This window comes from Shewanella dokdonensis, from assembly GCF_018394335.1.
In the GTDB taxonomy this organism is placed as follows: Bacteria; Pseudomonadota; Gammaproteobacteria; order Enterobacterales; family Shewanellaceae; genus Shewanella; species Shewanella dokdonensis.
In genome coordinates this window covers 61,376-80,890 of the sequence record NZ_CP074572.1, presented here as the reverse complement: position 1 = coordinate 80,890, position 19,515 = coordinate 61,376, and the positions used below count along the sequence as shown (strand labels likewise).

Annotated in this window: 20 protein-coding genes and 3 pseudogenes; 11 read left to right on the top strand and 12 right to left on the bottom strand. The window is 47.6% G+C overall.

Annotated features, from left to right (window positions below):
- Window positions 1–20: 20 nt before the first annotated feature.
- Window positions 21–635 (bottom strand): LysE family translocator, encoded by a 615-nt coding sequence (locus tag KHX94_RS00475; protein ID WP_213681969.1) that lies wholly within the window; start codon window positions 633–635, stop codon window positions 21–23.
- 233 nt (window positions 636–868) lie between these two features.
- Here KHX94_RS00475 and KHX94_RS00470 point away from each other — a divergent pair.
- Window positions 869–1,661: pseudogene (locus KHX94_RS00470) on the top strand (TIGR00266 family protein).
- Window positions 1,662–2,354: 693 nt separating this feature from the next.
- Here KHX94_RS00470 and KHX94_RS00465 read toward each other — a convergent pair.
- Together KHX94_RS00465 and KHX94_RS00460 are read right to left on the bottom strand one after the other, a co-directional pair.
- Complete coding sequence (locus tag KHX94_RS00465) at window positions 2,355–3,344, bottom strand: cytochrome-c peroxidase (protein ID WP_213681968.1); 990 nt, start codon at window positions 3,342–3,344, stop codon at window positions 2,355–2,357.
- Window positions 3,345–3,537: 193 nt separating this feature from the next.
- Window positions 3,538–3,945, bottom strand: coding sequence for a YccF domain-containing protein (locus tag KHX94_RS00460; protein WP_213681967.1), 408 nt, complete (start codon window positions 3,943–3,945; stop codon window positions 3,538–3,540).
- A gap of 218 nt (window positions 3,946–4,163) precedes the next feature.
- Between KHX94_RS00460 and KHX94_RS00455 the strand changes: the two are divergent.
- Window positions 4,164–5,075 (top strand): annotated as a pseudogene (locus KHX94_RS00455) (1-aminocyclopropane-1-carboxylate deaminase/D-cysteine desulfhydrase).
- Between the two features lie 2 nt (window positions 5,076–5,077).
- On the opposite strand, the gene KHX94_RS00450 reads toward KHX94_RS00455, so the two are convergent.
- Both KHX94_RS00450 and KHX94_RS00445 read right to left on the bottom strand, forming a co-directional pair.
- Entirely contained in the window at window positions 5,078–5,341 is a 264-nt protein-coding gene (locus KHX94_RS00450; RefSeq protein WP_213681966.1) for a hypothetical protein, read from the bottom strand.
- Between the two features lie 240 nt (window positions 5,342–5,581).
- Window positions 5,582–5,755 (bottom strand): hypothetical protein, encoded by a 174-nt coding sequence (locus KHX94_RS00445; protein ID WP_213681965.1) that lies wholly within the window; start codon window positions 5,753–5,755, stop codon window positions 5,582–5,584.
- Between the two features lie 364 nt (window positions 5,756–6,119).
- Between KHX94_RS00445 and KHX94_RS00440 the strand changes: the two genes are divergently transcribed.
- Window positions 6,120–6,737: a class I SAM-dependent methyltransferase gene (locus tag KHX94_RS00440; protein ID WP_213681964.1), complete on the top strand. Its 618-nt coding sequence runs from the start codon at window positions 6,120–6,122 to the stop codon at window positions 6,735–6,737.
- On the opposite strand, the gene KHX94_RS00435 is transcribed toward KHX94_RS00440, so the two are convergent.
- Window positions 6,734–7,288 carry a lipocalin family protein gene (locus KHX94_RS00435; RefSeq protein WP_244859263.1) on the bottom strand — a complete coding sequence of 185 codons (555 nt, stop codon included), beginning with the start codon at window positions 7,286–7,288 and terminating at the stop codon, window positions 6,734–6,736. The two genes, KHX94_RS00440 and KHX94_RS00435, sit on opposite strands and share 4 nt — an antisense overlap.
- Window positions 7,289–7,443: 155 nt before the next feature.
- Between KHX94_RS00435 and KHX94_RS00430 the strand changes: the two genes are divergently transcribed.
- Window positions 7,444–8,388, top strand: a complete 945-nt coding sequence (locus KHX94_RS00430; RefSeq protein ID WP_213681963.1) for a chemotaxis protein CheV — start codon at window positions 7,444–7,446, stop codon at window positions 8,386–8,388.
- On the opposite strand, the gene KHX94_RS00425 is transcribed toward KHX94_RS00430, so the two are convergent.
- The gene (locus KHX94_RS00425) at window positions 8,370–9,014 is read right to left on the bottom strand and encodes a hypothetical protein (RefSeq protein ID WP_213681962.1); all 645 of its coding nucleotides are present in this window, start codon (window positions 9,012–9,014) and stop codon (window positions 8,370–8,372) included. The genes KHX94_RS00430 and KHX94_RS00425 overlap by 19 nt on opposite strands.
- Window positions 9,014–9,379, bottom strand: a complete 366-nt coding sequence (locus KHX94_RS00420) for a DUF2750 domain-containing protein (RefSeq protein ID WP_213681961.1) — start codon at window positions 9,377–9,379, stop codon at window positions 9,014–9,016. Before KHX94_RS00420 ends, KHX94_RS00425 begins: the two co-directional genes overlap by 1 nt.
- 204 nt (window positions 9,380–9,583) lie before the next feature.
- Between KHX94_RS00420 and KHX94_RS00415 the strand changes: the two are divergent.
- From KHX94_RS00415 to KHX94_RS00405, 3 genes and pseudogenes are all read left to right on the top strand, one after another.
- Window positions 9,584–10,782, top strand: a pseudogene (locus KHX94_RS00415) (lytic murein transglycosylase).
- A 79-nt stretch (window positions 10,783–10,861) separates the two neighbouring features.
- The gene (locus tag KHX94_RS00410; protein ID WP_213681960.1) at window positions 10,862–11,734 is read left to right on the top strand and encodes a helix-turn-helix transcriptional regulator; all 873 of its coding nucleotides are present in this window, start codon (window positions 10,862–10,864) and stop codon (window positions 11,732–11,734) included.
- A gap of 82 nt (window positions 11,735–11,816) precedes the next feature.
- Complete coding sequence (locus tag KHX94_RS00405; RefSeq protein ID WP_213681959.1) at window positions 11,817–12,299, top strand: FKBP-type peptidyl-prolyl cis-trans isomerase; 483 nt, start codon at window positions 11,817–11,819, stop codon at window positions 12,297–12,299.
- A gap of 73 nt (window positions 12,300–12,372) precedes the next feature.
- Here the strand turns inward: KHX94_RS00405 and KHX94_RS00400 are convergent, their stop codons facing one another.
- Window positions 12,373–14,223, bottom strand: a complete 1,851-nt coding sequence (locus KHX94_RS00400) for a M1 family metallopeptidase (protein ID WP_425314031.1) — start codon at window positions 14,221–14,223, stop codon at window positions 12,373–12,375.
- A gap of 179 nt (window positions 14,224–14,402) precedes the next feature.
- Here KHX94_RS00400 and KHX94_RS00395 point away from each other — a divergent pair, with 179 nt between their 5' ends.
- Complete coding sequence (locus KHX94_RS00395; RefSeq protein WP_213681958.1) at window positions 14,403–14,630, top strand: DUF3389 family protein; 228 nt, start codon at window positions 14,403–14,405, stop codon at window positions 14,628–14,630.
- 6 nt (window positions 14,631–14,636) lie between these two features.
- Here KHX94_RS00395 and KHX94_RS00390 read toward each other — a convergent pair whose 3' ends face one another.
- A complete protein-coding gene (locus KHX94_RS00390; protein ID WP_213681957.1) occupies window positions 14,637–15,644 on the bottom strand; it encodes a glutathione S-transferase family protein in 1,008 nt (335 codons plus the stop codon).
- Between the two features lie 318 nt (window positions 15,645–15,962).
- Between KHX94_RS00390 and KHX94_RS00385 the strand changes: the two genes are divergently transcribed.
- The 3 genes from KHX94_RS00385 (at window position 15,963) to tehB (ending at window position 17,412) form a co-directional block, all read left to right on the top strand.
- Window positions 15,963–16,439: an Hsp20 family protein gene (locus tag KHX94_RS00385; RefSeq protein WP_213681956.1), complete on the top strand. Its 477-nt coding sequence runs from the start codon at window positions 15,963–15,965 to the stop codon at window positions 16,437–16,439.
- A gap of 74 nt (window positions 16,440–16,513) precedes the next feature.
- Window positions 16,514–16,858, top strand: a complete 345-nt coding sequence (locus KHX94_RS00380; RefSeq protein WP_213681955.1) for a TehB-like domain-containing protein — start codon at window positions 16,514–16,516, stop codon at window positions 16,856–16,858.
- Window positions 16,798–17,412 (top strand): tellurite resistance methyltransferase TehB, encoded by a 615-nt coding sequence (tehB, locus tag KHX94_RS00375; RefSeq protein WP_213681954.1) that lies wholly within the window; start codon window positions 16,798–16,800, stop codon window positions 17,410–17,412. The genes KHX94_RS00380 and tehB overlap by 61 nt, the downstream gene beginning before the upstream one ends.
- Window positions 17,413–17,470: 58 nt before the next feature.
- Here tehB and cysK read toward each other — a convergent pair whose 3' ends face one another.
- Together cysK and cysZ are read right to left on the bottom strand one after the other, a co-directional pair.
- Window positions 17,471–18,439: a cysteine synthase A gene (gene cysK, locus KHX94_RS00370; protein ID WP_213681953.1), complete on the bottom strand. Its 969-nt coding sequence runs from the start codon at window positions 18,437–18,439 to the stop codon at window positions 17,471–17,473.
- 237 nt (window positions 18,440–18,676) lie between these two features.
- Complete coding sequence (cysZ, locus tag KHX94_RS00365) at window positions 18,677–19,468, bottom strand: sulfate transporter CysZ (protein WP_244859262.1); 792 nt, start codon at window positions 19,466–19,468, stop codon at window positions 18,677–18,679.
- Window positions 19,469–19,515: the final 47 nt, after the last annotated feature.

Sequence of the window (19,515 nt, the reverse complement as noted above, 5' to 3'; positions counted from 1 at the left end):
TCACAACTTGCCTGTTAGCCTTAATCTAATGCCAGCCACAGCCCAAGTATCATCATCAACAGCGCTGAGATGCGATTCATCCAGCGCAGATGATTGCCTTTGTTGAGGAACAGCCGCAGTCCTTTACCTCCGCTAGCGTAGGCCAGCAGACAACTGAACTCTGTCACCATGATGATGCCCACCAGCGCTAAGAGTTGAGGCGCCATCGCCATGTGGCTATCAATGAACGGAGGTAATAACGAAATCATAAATGCCCATCCTTTTGGATTGGCAATGGCGGTAATAAATCCCTGAGATATCAGTGCATAAGGCCGAATATCTGGCAATATCTTAGCCACACCTACAGCGGTTTTTGCATGCCACAGATTGAAACCTATCCAGACAAGATATGCCCCACCCAGATATTTTAGTCCCTGAAACAGCTGTGGATGCTGCAACATCAATGTCGCAACGCCCAGCGTAGAGGCAATAGCCACCAAGGCTACTCCCGTCAGTTCTCCTAACATCATCCATAAGGTGCGGCGAACGCCTATGCTCATACCCAGTGTCATCGCGAGTGTCATACACATTCCTGGGGTGGCAGAAACCAGTAAAAATGTCGGAATAAAAGCCGCGAGTAGGGAGTAACTTTGCATTTGTTGCCAGCGCATAAATTCGAGAAGACGCTAGTCTAAACCGGTTGTTCGTGGAAACAAGTTGTGATGGCGTTTGTTCATGGGAGTTTGAAATATTAGCAATAATTAATGGTTGTTTTTAAAGAACCCGCAAAATCGTCATTGCCACCATTGACATTTTATGTCATAAAAATAGCCCAAGTTGATGCTGTGACCCATTTAAGGCTTGCCTGACAAAACATGAGGAACGAAAAATGAGCAAACGTTGCCATGAAGTAGATTACGAGATCATTGGCGAAAGTATGCAATTGGTTGAGGTAGAACTGGATCCCGGTGAAACCGTGATTGCTGAAGCTGGTGCGATGACTTATATGGAAGAGGGGATCAGTTTTGAAGCGCGGATGGGGATGGCTCAGAACCGGAATCCGGTTTCTTTGGTAAGTTGATGGGTGCCGGGAAACGGGTACTGACTGGCGAAAGCCTGTTCATGACCCATTTTACGAACACGGGATATGGCAAGCGACGAGTATCATTTGCGGCTCCTTATCCTGGAACAATTCTGGCGATCGATCTGGAGCAAATCGGTGGCGAGTTAATCCTGCAGAAAGATAGTTTCCTTGCCGCAGCTTTGGGGACTAACGTCAGTATGAAATTCAACCGCAAACTCGGTGCTGGCTTTTTTGGTGGAGAAGGTTTTATTTTACAAAGTCTTAAAGGTGATGGAATGGCATTTATTCACGCCGGAGGCACCTTGATCCGTAAAGAGTTGCAAGGGAGACCCTGCGGGTGGATACCGGCTGTCTGGTGGGATTTACCCCAGGGATTGACTATGATATCCAGCGCGCAGGTTCATTAAAGTCTATGTTGTTTGGTGGGGAAGGTTTATTCCTGGCCACATTACAAGGGCATGGCACCGTGTGGTTGCAGAGTCTGCCGTTCTCGCGCATGGCTGACCGGATAATTGCCCATGCACCGTCTATGGGCGGTTCGGATCGCGGTGAAGGATCCGTATTGGGTGGTATTGGTCGGATGTTTGATGGTCGTTAATCGGCGCTATTTTACCAAAGCACCGTACATTGCGGTGCTTTTGGCGATAAGAATTGAGCACATCAATGTGCCAGAATTTCAATAATTTGCCGAGTTTTCTCATGTAAACGAAACAGTGTGCCTTCAATACTGACAGTGATGAGTCCATCACGATCAAGTGGCACCACCACTTTGGCTCGGCCATATATGTCATTATCGAGAATATCGCCTTTGTGATAGCGTTTCTGCCATCCCGGTGGTAATGGTTTACCTTGCTGTACCTTTTTTGCAGTCCTGGTGGTAAATCATGATGCGGGTCGGCACTCACCGTGAATGGACTCATTAATAGCCCGAGCAGTATGGCGCCAGTGGCGGATGTTATAAGTGTCGATTTCATTTTTTATCCCTCATTGCAATTATATTTTGCCATGTATAGACACAGATAGACTGAAGCGCAGGTGATTATCTTTATGGTGGCTTCGGCGCGCATGGTCTGTGCCATTAGCATGTGAAACCAGTAATGACAGTACCGATTAACCATTAGTTAGATACAGTTACTGGTTGCCGTAACAAACCGCGATATGGCTGTTATGCAGCATAGATTTTGCTGACAGAGGCGACAAATTATTTTCGATAGTTTGTTAGTAAATTGTTTCTTATGTTACCTCTGTGTTCAGTAAAAACGCCGCTAAGCGACGTTTTTACTGGATTAAGCTATTGGGCAAATGGCTGTGGTTTTGGTGTCTCTGCAGTCGATGGTGGCAGTATGGGTAAAACTATTTGCGGTTGATCGCCCGTTAGGGTTTTTAAAAAGGCAACGACTTGAGCGGTTTCTTCGGTAGAAAATTTCTGTCCCAGCTGCACATCTGACATCGTATTAACCGCTTCAGCTAAAGACCAGACGCTACCATCATGAAAGTAAGGGTAGGTCAGTTCAATGTTTCGCAGTGTGGGCACTTTGAATACCATCTTATCCGCTTCTTTACCGGTAACTGCTTTACGGCCTTCAGCCGGATTATTGGTATGAAATGGTTTTATTAAACCCATTTTCATATACATAGTACCGCCGACGGCGGGGCCATTATGGCAGACAGCACAACCGCGACTCTTAAATATTTCATAGCCTGCTTTAGCGTCAGCAGAGATAGCTTGTTGATCGCCTGTCAAATACTTATCAAACGGGCTGTTGGGGGTAACCAGTGTCTTTTCAAAAGCGGCAATAGCATCAGTGATGGTGTTAATGTCAATCTTGTCGGCGCCGTACACTTTGGCAAACCGTTCACGATAAGCTGGCATCGAGGCCACGGTAGTTACCGCCAGTTCATGGGTAAATCCCATCTCTTTAGGATTGGCAATTGGGCCACCAGCTTGTTCTTGTAAATCTTTAGCCCGACCGTCCCAAAATTGTGCCAGCATGAAGTCAGCATTGAGTACCGTAGGCGCGTTAATAGGGCCTTGTTGCCAGCGATCACCGATAGACGTTGGCAGTGCATCTACACCACCGGTGGAAAGGTTATGGCAAGAGTTACATGAGATAAAACCGGACTTAGATAGTCGGGGTTCAAAATATAACATTTTGCCCAACTCAACTTTTTCAGGTTCAGTGATCTTTATCGGCTGAATGGTCTCTATGGGTTCAGCGGCGTTGGCCCAGTGACTGCCAATGGTTGCAGATAACGCCAGCATCAATGCTTGATATTTCATTTATGGCTCCCTTTAATATTCCTTATTAACTGTAAGGATATTGAGCATCATAAAGCCTAACGCCCCATGACGGAAGTGTAAAATAACCGATAAATTAAAAATAATTCCTTAACTATCAATAAATTAATCTATTTTTAAGGTTGTGGTTACATCTAAGGTTATGGCCTCCCATAAATGCGAGGCCAGCAAGAGGTTAATGCAGCGTCACGACTGTTTTACCAATCGGGGTGAGACTCAATAGTGCTAGTTTCAGGTGTTGTATCCCGAAAGGAATACCTATGATGGTAATAAAACAACCTAATGCATGGGCGATATGACCTATCGCCAGCCAAATACCAAATAAAACAAACCAGATAACATTACCAATGAATCCCAGCGGGCCAGTACCTATATCTTCACGTCCATACAGTTGCTCTCGGCTGACGTGCTCCTGACCAAATGGCCAAAACGTCATCTCTCCGATAACAAAACAGGCGCGCCCAAAAGGAATTCCAATAATGCTGATGAAACAGAGCAATCCTGCCAGCCACCAGGCCAATCCCATCACCAAGCCACCCAGCAAAAACCAGGCGATATTAAAGAGAAGACGCAAAACAGCCATTTAGTGCTCCTGTGATAATGCTTCCGCGTTATTCTCTCGTAAGCGATATTTGTGCCAAAAGATAATCTATTGAATATAAATGAGTTATTTTTATTATCTGGGTGTGGTTTAGCTGATTTGACCAGTTAATGGTTATTTTACTTGGTACTGTGATGGCTGGCATTTTACAATCGAGTCTCCAGACAACTCTTACCGTCCCTATGTTGATAGCGCCTTCTTTGTTGGCACAAACCCCCGTGCAATCTTTTGAATTTGGTGGGTATCACTTTTATCTGAAACGGGATGATCTGTTGCATCCACAGTTCAGCGGCAATAAAGCACGTAAATTTCGTTATTTCCTAGAACAGGAGTTGCCCGATATTCAACTGTTGGTTGGTTATGGTTCGGCACAGGCGAATTCTCTGTACTCAATGGCCACCTTAGCAGCGTTAAAAGGCTGGCATTTGCAGTTCTATGTGGATCATTTGCCACAGTGGTTACAACAATCGCCCGTGGGCAACTATCAGGCAGCATTGGCGCTGGGAGCCGACATTATTGCCGTTGGAGGCAAAGAAAAATACGGCATAACGGTCGAGCAATATCTGCGCGAATCCATTTTACCCACATTATCAGCGGCGCTGTATGTGCCGGAAGGCGGGCGTTGTCAAGCGGCTGAATATGGTGTCAGGCAGTTAGCACAAGAAATCCATGAATGGGCAATTAATCAAAAGATTGCGGGTCTAAAATTATTTTTACCATCAGGAACTGGCACCACCGCGTTATACCTGTCCAAGTATTTTTATGAGAATAAAATCGATATCGAAGTATTAACCTGTGCGGTTGTGGGGGCGACAACTATCTGCGCCAACAATTTGCAATGCTGTGTAATGATGAACTTTGCTATCCGAGGATCATCAGTTCCCCTAAAAATATCATTTTGGCAAACTCTATCCTGAGTTTTATCAAATATGGCAACAGTTAGCTAAGGCGGGGGTGACATTTGAATTACTATACGATCCGTTAGCCTGGTTATTATTGCTGAATTATAAACAGCAATATCCGCAGCAAACGATTATGTACATTCATCAGGGGGACTGTTAGGCAATGAATCAATGTTGCCAAGATATAGGCGAAAATTTAATGAAACGTAAACTTAAACCAATTTGTTGCGATGTAATATCTTGAAAGTTCTCTGGGCTAACTGCTGTAAATTTTTTAAGTCTGCCAACGTGGGCTGTTGCTGCTCGACTAGAGACTCCCAATAACTCACTTCAGTATCCAGTAATTCCAGCATTTTCTTGGAACACCCACGACAATCGCCCCCACAAATAGTGGTTTGTGGCAGATTGAAGGGGATTTTCGTCCTAATCTCATGCAGCATTAATAACATTGCATCGTGGCAGTTAGGTTTGGTCAACGTATATTTCCCAGCATATTACAGGACTGCCGCTAGTATAACGCCAAGGGTCAGTATTGCCGATAATAATGATGGTAAATGAGGATATTCCCATTTGGCCAGGCAGTCATCCGATATCGGATACAGCCTTAACCAAATGTGATATTGCCCGATTGCTGATCTTCTGTTTTATCAGTCCAATCTTGGAAAGGTATTCGGTATTTGAGAGGATTTTTTTACCGAACGGGCGATAAAGCAAGTTTACTTGTTGGTGCTTACCAGCCATTTCATAAATGAGATGACTTCACTGTGTTTTGAAAAAGTTTGTTTTTTCTTGCCTTTACTGTCAGTGAAGGCGATTGAATTTTTATTTATGGAAATAGAATCTACAGGGAAGTTAACTGTGATTTCATGTCCGTCTACTTTGTATGACATAGGCCACACTCCTTTTCTACTTTAAGCCTTTTGGGCTTTTTAAATTTAACTATAAGAATATCCTTAGCTTTTTAGCGAAAGAACTCATTGCCTGACAAAACACTGTAATCACCTTTTTTAAAAAATACAAGCGCCCTGGCACCAATATCGGACTTTGTAACTTTTCAGTGACATCACAATGCTTGTTAAAACCCGCATACTTCACCATAGGTTTATGACAGCCATATGATAACTGTGCATAGACAATCCGTTTTTAAGTCAGGTCAGCAAAATAAAGGTAATGCCTTTAATTGGGCTGTCACAACAGCATAAGATATATAGGAACTAGCACAGCAAAATTCAAGTGCCGAGCGCAGAGGAATTTATGAAACTTAACCCGTTGGAACGCTATGTGGTACGCCATCCTGCAAGGCAGTGGTTGCAAAGGCAACTGGAGCAGCCTCTGTTGTTGGGGCTGTTTAATCATAATCTACCCGCCGTGGAGCATGCGCTGGAGATCGGTTGCGGCTTTGGTCAGGGTATTTCGCTTATTCGTGAAGGTTTCGGGGCCGGAACCGTTACGGCAGTGGATTTGGATGACGAAATGCTGAAATATTGTGCCGCGCGTTATCAGGACAAGTCCTGGCTGACGTTACTCCAGGCTGATGCCACCCGTTTACCTTTCGCCGCCGAGAGTTTTGAATTAGTGTGTGATTTTGCAGTGTTTCATCATGTGCTAGATTGGCAAGCCGCCGTGGCGGAGGTTTTCCGGGTGCTACGCCCTGGGGGCGCATTTGTCATCGAAGAGTTGTACCGTGCCGCTATTTGTAACCCGCTGAGTCGCCGGTTGTTTGAACATCCCCAGCAGAACCGTTTTAACCATGCGGAATTACATGACTGTTTGCGCGCTTGCGGATTTGAGCTTGCGAAAAGCCGCCATTTGTGGGGACTCGCTGGCATAACGCTGGCAACCAAACCCGCAGGAAGTTTTAAACAAAATTAATCGGTTGGCGTTAGCTCGGGAGTTTGTGGCACCCAGATAAGCTGTTGCGGATCAATACCTAGCAGCTCGGTTTGTTTGATGAAACTTTGCCGGACGTCCTTAGTGACTTGGCGTTGGCGAGACAAAAGCCATAAGTAACTATTATCTGGTCCCATAACAATGGCATTCTGGTACAGGCCATTTTGTGGTTGTGAGGGTAACAACGCATGTATCTGGTAAGCGCCATAGAAGGGTCTGAAAAAACTGACGCGGAGCCGCCCTTGATCTCGACCCTCCATAAAATAGGCGATACCGTTAGCGCTTTGCCACTGTTGGGTTTTAGGGTTATAACCTTGATTTAGAACGCGGATTGCCGCTCCATCTTGGCGATAACTGGCTTGTACATGGGTTAAATCGCGCTCAAAACTGTGGTCAAGCCTGGCAATTTCATACCAGGTGCCTAAATAAGCATTTGCCTGAAACTGGCTGACAACTGGGATCTTCTGCTCGATGATGGTGCAACCACTGAGCAGTAGGCACAGTAATCCCAGCCATAGTATAGGTTTAGTCATCGAAGTGAGACTCCTGCGTATTTTTAGCTCTAAGAGTTGTGCAACATTATGTCGCATAAGAAAATTTGCTCTAGTTCATGCAGAGCGTTTCATTATGTCGTTATAATAGCCGCCTATCCTATATATTCAATGCTAGTGGGCAGGAAACATCAGTTATGGCAAATATTCTGGAATCAGTGGATCAACACACGCAGTTGGTGGGTGAAAACCGTCTGGAGCTACTGTTATTCCGTATCAATTCGATGCAACTTTTTGCCATTAACGTCTTTAAAGTGAAAGAAGTGGTTAAATTGCCACGGTTATCGCAGATGCCAGGGAGCCATCCCTGTATTTGCGGTGTTGCCAATATTCGTGGCACCTCTATTCCGGTGATCAATCTGCGCCAAGCCATAGGCTTTAAACCTATGGCGCAGGATGCCGATACCAATCTGATCATTACCGAATATAACCGCAGTGTGCAGGGATTTCTGGTCGGTAAGGTTGAGCATATCGTTAACATGAACTGGAACGAAGTCATGCCGCCACCACAGAATGCCGGACACAACCATTATTTGACCGCCATTACTAAGGTACAACAGCAAGAACGTACCGAGTTGGTGTCGATTATTGATGTTGAGAAAGTCTTGGCGGAAATTATCCACTACGACGTGCGTCTTGATGAATCCATGCTGGATGAAACCCTGCTGCAACAGATGCACGGCCGTAAAGTCTTGATTGTTGATGATTCACCCACTGCGCGGCATCAGGTGCGCGACACCTTGGGACAGATTGGACTGGAAGTGATTGAGGCTTGTGATGGGCAACAGGCGCTGGATCTGCTGCGTGGTTGGTGTGATCAAGGTCGGCAACCAACAGATGAGATCCTGATGATGATTACCGATGCCGAAATGCCCAAAATAGATGGTTATCGATTAACCCATGAAGTCCGTAACGACAAACGGATGGATAGCTTGTTTATTGTGCTGAATACTTCATTAAGCGGCAGCTTTAATAAAGCTATGGTACAAAAGGTAGGGTGTGACCGCTTTATCTCTAAGTTTCAACCAGATTTATTGGTGGAAACTGTGCAAGAGCGGATGCGTCAACTCGCCGCTGACTGATCCTGTAGCAGCTCTCTGATAACGCGGCGTTTAGTGGCCGCATCAGAAACGAGGTGCAATCGCGCTAGGCGAATAGCGTAACCAAAGCGCTGTTTGCCAACAATGGCCGCGATACCGCTGAGGAAACTTTTGTCTAACGCCATGACTTTGCCATAATGCTCAATCGCGGCAAACACTGAGCTATAGCTGATGCCGTCAAAGTTAAAACGTGTATCCGGCAATGTTTCTGCGAGCGGAACGCCATCAAGCACCAGCGGCCAACCCGCAAAATTAATGCGATCTCGAGCCACTTCGTACATAAACCAGGCGCTACGTTGGAAACTCTGTAAGGTTTTGCAGGTAAAGTCAGCTTGTGCTAGTTCGTCTTTCGTCCAGTTGAGGCCGATTGCCAAGTGCTTAGCATAACGGCGCATCAGCCCATCTTTCACCGCGGTACGGCATTCATAGATGGAGGTTAACGGCTGAAATTTTGCCAAATCACGGCATTCTTTACAGGCAGGAATGGTCAGCGAAGGATGGCGGGCGTGAGTGGGCGCATGGTACTCAAACAATAAGTTACAAGGTTCGCCACAAAACCAGCAGTGGTGGCGAACCTCAAAGGGAATATCAACGAGCGCCAGTGTCATCAGTCTTCGTCAGCTTCAACATCTGCCAACAGTTGTCCAATCTCAAAGGCTTCCAACTCTTCACAGTCATCATCGCTGCGCCAGTCAATCCCAACCAGTACATCATCCTGATTCAGGTCGTCGACCCAAAACTCTAGAAAGTCATCCACACTGATAGCCGCGGGCACAAAGTTGCTCCAGTCCTCAGTACAGTGACTCTGGGCCAATGTTGCCTCTGACCACAATGGCATCACATCGGCATCTTCATATTCTCCAGAATCGCATACCAACCACTCTTCATTACTGGGATCTTGTAACCCCCAGAGTTGCAGCGACTCACTTACATTAGCAATAAAGCGTTGTACTACCGGACTGACTTCATTCATGACTAGGGTTCCCCTAATAGATTATGGCGGCCATTATACGTTATCGTCAGCGCCATCCAAGGAGTTCTTAGCGTTACCGCGCAATCGCTCAAAATTCAGCTAATTGGTAGGCGATCTTTATCATAGGGCTTAAAAAACGCCGCACCTCTGGGTAGGATGTAACTGTATCCAGCGGCAGCAAGGAGTCTGTTTGTGGTGAAAGTGATGATATGGTTATCCTTATTGTGGGTCGTGCCGGCCTGTGCCAGTTCTTCTGCTGTGGACATTGATACCGCAGCGGCCAAGGTTGCGGCCGATTTTCCGCAATGCATCGTGACATTTGCAGATAAGGCTCGCAGTGAAGGGGTTTCCGAAAACACCATCAAAACTCACTTGCAGAAGCTACAGTTTGTCCGGCGAGTGATTGAACTTGATCGCCAGCAACCTGAGTTTACCCAAACCTTTGCGGGTTACTTTAATCAGCGGGTAACTGATTGGCGGGTGACTAAAGGGCGGCAACTGCTGGCTGAACATCGGCCGTTTCTACATCAATTGCAGCAAAAGTATGGGGTTCCGCCACAGTACTTATTGGCGTTCTGGGGCATGGAAACCAATTTTGGTGGGTATAAAGGCAAGATGCCCGTACTGGACTCATTAGCCACCTTGGCTTGTGATCATCGCCGTAGCGAATTTTTTACTCACGAGCTGATAACCGCCTTAAAACTTAGTCAGCGTTATGGCTTCCCCGCAGCAGAAATGCAAGGTTCGTGGGCCGGGGCAATGGGGCATACCCAATTTATGCCCAGTGCTTATGCCAGTTATGCGGTAGATGCCGATGGCGATGGCAAAGCGGATTTGTGGAATAGTATTGACGATGCGTTGGCCTCGGCCGCCAATTTTTTACAGCACTTAGGCTGGCAACGTAATGAGCGCTGGGGAAGGGAAGTCAGGTTACCTGCGGGATTTGATTACCAAAGGTTGGGTGACAAGCTGTCATTGGCTAAATGGCAGCAACTGGGAGTAACTGATGCCAATGGTCAACCGTTACCGCAAGCCGAGATGCAGGCAATCTTGTATCTGCCTGCCGGGCATGCCGGGCCAGCATTCCTGGGGTATGACAACTTTGAGGTGATTAAGCGCTGGAATCGTTCCGATTTCTACGCCATCAGCGTTGGGCATCTGGCAGACCGCATTGTGGGGGCTAACAAACTGCTCAAAACGCCGCCGGAGCAACCGCGCTTGAGTCATCAGCAGATTAAGGCGCTGCAACAACGCCTCAATGAACTGGGGTTCGATACCGGTAAGCCAGACGGTATTCTCGGCAGCAACTCGCGCAACAGTTTGCAAGCGTACCAAGCGAGCAAAGGGCTGGTGGCTGACGGTTTCCTGATCAACAAACCTTTAAGGCGTTAGGACTCAACTAGCTGCTAATCAAAATGATTGCCTAAAAATTATCTTTTGGTTAACGTGATGCTTATCTTTTTGTCGGTGAAGAGAAGCATCATGGAACCATTACAAGCCTTGAGTCATGGACAGCGTCAGCGACTGGCGTTTATTGATTTCTGTCTGCAATATTTCGGGCAGATCAGTCGGCAGGATCTGATTGAAAAATTTGCCACTGGATTGGCCGCCGCCACCCGCGATTTCAGCCTGTATCGAGAATTGGCTCCAGACAATATGAAGCTGGTGCATCCGTCACGACATTACCAACGGCAACCCGGTTTTAAGGCACTGTTTCAACACGATGCTGAGGCGATATTAACTGGGTTGGCTCGTGGTTTTGGCGACGGTTTGTCGCAGCCGTTGGTGCCAAGTCAGGTATGTGTGGATGCGGTACGGTTAATTCACCCAGATACGGAGATTATCGCCGCCTTGATGCGGGCCATTCAGCAGGGCGAGGCGCTAGAGATGCAGTATGTTTCGACCTCTTCGGGCGATAGTCAACGGCAGCTAGTGCCGCATGCGCTGGTAAATAATGGCCAGCGTTGGCATGTGCGTGCGTTTGATAGACAGTCGCAGCAGTTTACTGATTTTGTGGTCACCCGTATCAAAGCGTTGCAGCCTTGTGTTGATGCGCCCAAAACAGCAGAGCAACCCGCCGCCGACAGTGCCTGGTTACAAGCGGTCGAATTAGTCCTGATCCCGCATCCTGGACTAAAACATCCTGAGGCAATCATGCTGGATTATCGGATGCAAGATGGTGAATTGCACCTTAGTAGCAATGCCGCGCTGGCCGGATATCTGTTGCGGGCTTGGAGTGTTGATTGTTCGGCCAAATACCAACTCAGTTCTGGGGTTTGCCAGCTGGCCCTGAAGAACCTAGACGTGTTATCCCAGATTGAACATCTGGCAATCGTACCCGGAGCCGGACATTAAGCGCGGGTCAAATAGTGGTGATGGCAAAGAGCATCTGGTAAGCTGCGGCAAAATTTAGTGTTGGCGGTATTGAGGATTATTCATGAGTATTACCAAGGACAAAGTTGTGCAGTTTAATTACACCCTAAAAGATGAACAGGGTAACGTCATTGAGAGCAATGAAGGGCAGGCTCCCATCGCGTATCTGCATGGACACAATAATATGATGCCCGGGGTGGAAAAAGCCTTAGAAGGCAAAGAAACTGGCGCGACATTTACGGTAACACTGCCCGCGGCTGAAACCTATGGTGAACGTCTTGCGGACGCTGAACAGCGGATCTCGGTAAAACATCTGCAAGGTGCCAAAGTATGGAAACCTGGAATGATCGCTGTGGTCAATACCGAGCATGGGCAACGCCAGGTGACTGTGCTTAAGGTGGGGAAATTCATGGCAACGGTAGATACTAACCATCCGCTGGCTGGTCGGGAACTCACGTTCGATCTGGAAGTAAAAGATGTCCGTGACGCCAGTGCCGAAGAAGTGGCACATAGTCACGCACATGGTGATGGCGGTCATCACCATTAAGTCTGGAACTTTCGCCGTTCACATAAAGTAAAGCCCGTCACCGAGACGGGCTTTATGTTTCTTGCCATTAACACTACTGAAATAGCGGCGCAATGCTATTAATCGTCAATGGATGGTAAGCTTTGCTCGCTTGAGCGAATACCTCGGCTGCCCAGGCTTTTTCTGAGGATTTAGCCAGTTTTTCATAGAGTGGCAACACTAAACGCAAGCGACCAATGCGTTGCAGATATTGGCCTAACGCTGGCTTCACCGCAAAATCGTCATAATCCAGCGCGAGAGAGAACCAAGCGAAGGCGATTTCATCATTGCCGGTGTTGCTAAAATTAAACTGTTTATCCAGTGCTTGGAGCTGGGCGTTTGTCAACGGCTGTTTGCTGGTTGGCGATGGCATCTGCTTTAGAAAATGCAGCCACTGCTGGGCATTCCATTGCTGGGTTGCGAGTTGTGCTAATGGTGTCCCGTCTAACCACGCTGCTCTAGCAGCATCCACCACCTTGAAGGCGTCTGACTTGGGAACTGGGCTAAACTCGGGTAAGCCTGGTTCGTATAGCCAGGTATGGATTTGCTGTTGGCTGACAACATTGGGATAGAGCGCCAGCAAATGCTGTTGCAGGTACTGCTCAAAACTGGCGGTATCGATACTGCCAAAGGCAAAGTGGGCGAAGTATTGTTTTACGAAAGTATCGAAATGCTTGCGGCCAAATTTTTGTTCCAGAAAGACCAAGAACAGTTGCCCTTTGGTATAGGGAATGCCGCTGAAAGCAGTATCGGGGTCGCTGCCGTTGAGATCCGCGTGCAGTGCCGTCAGCGCTTTGGGCAGCGTTGGCAACTCTTTTTGCAGTTCCCCATAAGCGATAGCGAGTTCCATCTGTGCCCGTTCGCGCCCATACAGATCTTCCACCACCCGGTTTTCAACGTAACTGGTAAAACCTTCATTGAGCCATAGATCCTGCCAACTAGCGTTGGTGACTAGATTCCCTGACCAAGAGTGCGCCAGTTCGTGGGCAATAACGCTGACCAGACTGCGATCTCCGGCAATGACGGTGGGCGTAATAAAGGACAATTTCGGGTTTTCCATACCACCAAAGGGAAAACTGGGCGGCAGAATTAGCAAATCGTAACGTCCCCAACGATAACGGCCATAACGTTGCTCGACCGTGCTGATCATTTTGGGAGTATCAGCAAATTCATATTGAGCTTGTGATAATTGCTCGGGTTCCGCCCAAACCCCTGAGCGGGCATCAAACGCCGCAAAGGTGAGATGACCCGCGGCGATTGCAATCAAGTATGAAGGAATCGCCTGTGGCATCTCAAAGCGGGTCACAGTGTCGCTGACAGGGTGACGGTCAGCGCTCATCAGCACGGTCAACCCTTCCGGTGCGGTAACTGTGGCACTGTAACTGGCGCGAATTGCGGGTGTGTCCTGTAGTGGCAACCAACTCCGTGCGTGAATGGCTTCATTTTGGCTGAACAGAAATGGTTGCTTTTTCCCGAGTGTCTGGGCCGCGGTTAACCATTGCAGCCCACTGGCGTTCGTGGCACTGGCATGGCTGATCCGCACCTGGAGCGGATTGAGCTTACCTGTGGCGATGGTGAGCTTTTGGCCCAGCACTGGGTCTTTTGCTGCTAGCGTAAAAGCAAGCGGTTGCCAGCGACCTTGTGGGGCAAGTCCCTCCACCTTAGTGATGGTGAGATCGCGACTGTCCAATATCAGCGGGGCATCTAGGTTAGACCAATGCAGTGTCAGCGTGGTTACGCCCCGGATCTGCTGCTGCTTAAAATCGAGCGTGAGTTGCAGATCGATATGTTGAGTCTGTACATCTTGGGTATTGGCATAACTGAAACTGTCAGTAACCGCGTGGGCCAAAGGCGTGAGCAACAGCGCCAACATGAGAGCGAAGCGTCGCAGAAAAAGTATTAACAAAAGCAGATTCCTTTAACATAAACCAGATACAGATAGCCTTGGTGCGTTAGTGGCATATCTGTTATTCCTAAAAATCGGCCATTATAATGCCGAGCAACTGCCTAAGCAGCTAAATGTCAGCGGTATCATGCAACATTCGCTGGGTGATCTGGATGTCAAAAATGTAAGGAACTGTCACAGTGAAGCTGAATATTTCCGGCGGGTACTTGTTAGTTAATCCCCGTGAACTGCAAGTGCGGCTGCAATCCTCCCAAGTTGTCATGACCGTTTTAGCAGAAGATATCCGTTTGCTGGCATCGGCAAGATTACTGCTAGCCGATGCCGGAGCCGTGCGCTGGCAACTGCCGCTAGATAGTGATGAGCAGTTACAGCAACTGGTTGAATTTTATGGCATCACCCCCGAGTAAACTCAATTACTCCAGTCGCTGGCGCTGATGCGGTAACGAAAAATCTTGCTCAGGGCCTTTGGGCACTATGCGGGTCGGGTTAATTTCTGCGTGGCTGTAGTAGTAATGTTGTTTGATATGTTCAAAATTTACCGTGGCAGCAATGCCTGGCTGTTGGTAAAGGTCGCGCACATAAGCTGACAGTTGCGGATAATCCGCCAAGCGCTGACGGTTAGTCTTGAAATGCCCATGGTATACCGCATCAAAGCGGATCAAGGTGGTAAATAACCGCCAATCGGCTTCGGTAAGCTGGTTTCCCGCCAGATAGCGTTGTGCCGATAAGCGCTGTTCTAGCCAGTCGAGGGTATTAAACACATCGTCAAAGGCTTGTTCGTAAGCTTTTTGGCTGGTGGCAAACCCCGCCCGATACACGCCGTTATTGATATTGTGATAAATGCGTTCATTCAGCACATCTATCTCCGCTCTCAAGGCTTGGGGATAATAATCTTGCGTGTTACCCGTCAGTGCATTAAATGCACTGTTGAACATGCGGATAATATCAGCGGATTCATTACTGACGATGGTATTTTGCTGTTTGTCCCACAGCACTGGCACTGTCACTCGTCCGGAATAATCTGCTGCGGCTTGCAGATAGAGTTGATAGAGATAGTCTTTGCCGTACAGCGGGTCTGCCTCTGCGCCCTGGATGTGAAAAGCCTCGGGACTTTGTCTGGGGCCTGCAAACTCCCAGCCGTTTTGCAGCATGTGGGGCTCAACGACCGTGATGGCAATCAGCGGTTGTAACTCCTTCAACGCTCGAAAAATCAGTGTGCGATGCGCCCAAGGACAGGCCAGCGAAACATACAGATGATAACGTCCAGCTTCTGCTTTAAAGCCGCTATTGCCCGTTGGGCCAGCACTGCCATCAGCGGTCACCCAATGGCGAAAGCGCGCGGCTTCGCGTTCGAATTTTCCGTCAGATTTGCCCGTGTCATACCACTGATCTACCCAATGGCCCTGCTGTAGTAATCCCATCGCTAACCCCTGTGCACCACCTCATGTGTTAAGTGTATTGACGATATTGTCTGATATAAAGCCGTAAAATTTGCCTGTTTTATTCTAAATACTAGAAAGAATAACCATTGAACTTAGCCATGCTTGCCCTGTAATTGAATAAAAAATGGGCAATCAAGTAATTCCTCCTTGAAATTGGTTTCGATAGCCTCATTTAGTAAGTGTCAACGATGAAACCTCATCTGTGACACCGACCGCGCCATTGGGCGGTCACTGTAAACCGGGTGCGAATGGTTCGGCCCGCGAATTTAATTACATATTGCTTACGAGGATATGACTATGCGTAACTATGATTTGACTCCCCTTTACCGCAGCGCTATTGGTTTTGATCGTCTTGCCCGTCTAGCTGAACTGGCCGCCAACAATAATGGCAATGCTGGTTATCCCCCTTATAACATCGAGCTACTGGGCGAAAACCATTACCGCATCACCATGGCCGTTGCCGGGTTCGCGATGAACGAGCTGGAGATCACCAGCGAAGGTGAAAAACTGCTGATAAAAGGTATCAAGAATACTGAACAGCCAGAGCGCCAGTACCTGTATCAAGGCATTGCTGAACGAGGGTTTGAACGAACCTTCCAGCTCGCAGACTTTGTTACTGTGGAAGGGGCTCATCTGGAAAATGGTCTGCTGAATATCGATCTGGTTCGAGAAATACCAGAAGCGATGAAACCACGTAAGATTGAAATTGGCTCCAATGACAGCAAAGTGTTGGAAGGTGAAACCGCCCAAACTGCCGCTCAGCCAGTAGCCTAATACTGCCAAGCGTCTCAATCTGAAGCACAAGCCAGTCCCTAGGACTGGCTTTGTGTTTTTGAAGGTGTTATTGATTGCCTATTGACGTAGAACAAGAGAATCCCATGGAACAGTTGCTTTGTTATAAAACCTTGCCGATATGGCATAAAGACACAGTACCAGATGCTTTTAAACAGCAGCATAACACTCAGCCCGGCACTTGGGCCCAGCTTAACATTCGCCAAGGTCAGCTCACATTTGAACTGCTCACTGAATCGGGTGAGGTGAGTGAATCACATCAGTTTGATGTTACCCGGCAGCCGCCAATGATTGCCCCGCAGCAGTGGCACCGGATTGCGTCGACCTCAGACGATATTGAATGCCAGTTGAGTTTTTCTGTGCACCTGAGGAGTATTACCTCAAAAAACAGTACGACCTGAGCAAAACCCATTCGGAAGTGGTGGCGGCCATGCCACATTTGCGTATCGGTAAAGCATTGGATCTGGGATGTGGACACGGACGCAACAGTTTGTATTTGCATCTGCAAGGGTTTGATGTGACCGGTTATGATCGTAATGGCGAGAGTATCGCGTATCTGCAGCAGTTGATTGCTGATGAACAGTTAAGTGGTATCCGTGCCAGCCAGCAGGATCTGACTGAATTGCAGATCCAAGGGGCATTTGATTTCATTCTATCCACAGTCGTATTGATGTTTTTACCGCCAGCAACTGTGCCGGGCTTAATCGCGCAGATGCAGCAACATACGCTGCCAGGTGGTGTTAACTTGATTGTGTCAGCCATGGATACTGAGGACTTCCCGTGTACGGTAGGCTTCCCTTTTACTTTCAAAGCTAATGAGTTACTTAACTATTATGCTGGCTGGGATATCATTAAATACAACGAGAATGTGGGTGAGTTACACAAACGCGATGAGCAGGGCAACTATATCAAGTTACGCTTTGCCACGTTATTAGCTCGTAAACCACAAGAGTAAGGCTCGATAACTAAAAAACCCGCCGATGTTGGCGGGTTTGTTTTTAGCCGAGAGGATATTACTGCTGGTTTTCCAAATCGCCGAACTGGCCGACAAACAGTGGTGATGACAGATAACGTTCTGCTGCGGATGGCAAAATAGCCACAATAGTCTTGTTTTTGAACTCTGGCAGTTCCGCTAGACGAACGGCGGCAACCACTGCGGCACCTGAAGAAATCCCGACCAAAATCCCTTCTTCTTTCATCAGCCGATGCGCCATGGCAATAGCATCTTCAGAAGTAACGGTTTCTACCCGGTCAATCAGTTCCAGATCCAGGTTGCCAGGAATAAAGCCAGCCCCTATGCCCTGAATTTTATGTGGCCCTGGTTGTACAGGTTCGCCTGCCAGTGTTTGAGTGATCACTGGCGACTCTGCGGGTTCTACGGCAACAGATGTAATTGCTTTGCCTTGGGTCTTTTTGATATAGCGGCTGATACCTGTGATAGTACCGCCAGTACCCACACCGGCAATCACGACATCGACTTTACCATCGGTATCATTCCAGATTTCTGGGCCGGTGGTTTTTTCATGAATTTCTGGGTTCGCTGGATTAGAGAACTGTTGCAGAATAATGTACTTATCTGGATCGGTCAGGCGAATTTCTTCGGCTTTTTCAATGGCACCTTTCATGCCTTTAGCGCCTTCGGTCAGTACCAGATTGGCACCCAGGGCTTTCAGCAGTTTACGGCGTTCCAGACTCATGGTGTTAGGCATGGTCAAGGTTAGTTTGTAACCACGCGCCGCCGCTACATAAGCCAAAGCGATACCGGTATTACCAGAGGTCGGTTCAATCAGTTCTTTATCTTTGGTGAGCAAACCTTTCTTTTCAGCATCCCAAATCATGTTGGCGCCGATACGGCATTTGACGCTGAAACTCGGATTGCGTGACTCAACTTTGGCCAGAATGTTGCCAGTGCCGATGCGGTTGAGGCGTACCAATGGGGTATTACCGATTGTGTAAGAGTTGTCTTGGAAGATTTTGCTCATAGCTTTATTAGCTCCTTTAATTGCACTCACCAAGCATAAGTCCCTTTATATCAAAGAGAAGTGAATCTTTGTTATTCATTATTCACTTTAGTTATTACATGATGTCGTAATGTAAGGGGATTACAGAAAAATATCGCTACTTAAAACGCGATAGAAAATAACGTATTTCGCTTGAGTATAGGCCACCGCAGACAAAAATGTCCGCCGTAGCGGACATCTGTTCAGACATGTGACAACTTATTCCGGTGCAATTTGCGGATTGCGGTAAGCGTCGCGATAACGTTCTACCCACATGGCGGTTGCACCGCAGATGGCAACGGGCATGACGATAAAGTTTAATACCGGGATCATCGAAAACAGCGTCACTGCTACGCCAAAACCAACGCTGGTGCCTTTGGTTTGTTGTAAGGCAAATTTCATGTCGTGAAATGGCACTTTATGGTTATCAAAGGGGTAATCACAGTATTGAATCGCCATCATCCAAGCACTGAAGAAGAACCAGATCACGGGAAACAAGGTTTGCCCTGCAACCGGCACAAAAAACAGCAACAACACTATGATGGCGCGCGGCAAGTAGTATTTAAGTTTTTGCCACTCGCGGCTAAAAATACGTGGCAGATCTTTTAGCAAATCCAAAGCGCCCCCAGTGTTAAGCGGTTTACCCGTTAACAGTTGCTCGGTTTTTTCGGCTAACAAGCCATTGAAGGGCGCCGAAATCCAGTTCATCACCGAGCTGAAAATAAAGGATAGCAATACCAGCAAGGTAACCACGGCTAATGGCCAGAGGATCACGTTCAGCCAACTGAGATAATCAGGCAGATGGTTTTGGATCCAAGCAAACATCACATCCAGTTGCTGCACCGCAAAATAGATAGCGACGCCAAAGAGCACCAAGTTCACTAGCAAAGGGATCAACACAAAGCGCCGTAATCCCGGACGCTTTATGAGATTAAAACCATCAATAAAGTAACTGATGCCACTTTTTTCAGCGTGAGTGACGATGGCATAATGGAACTCCTGAAAAAGCACTACGTTCTATGGCAGATTTTGAGTAACCGGGCGCACGAAAACAAGTA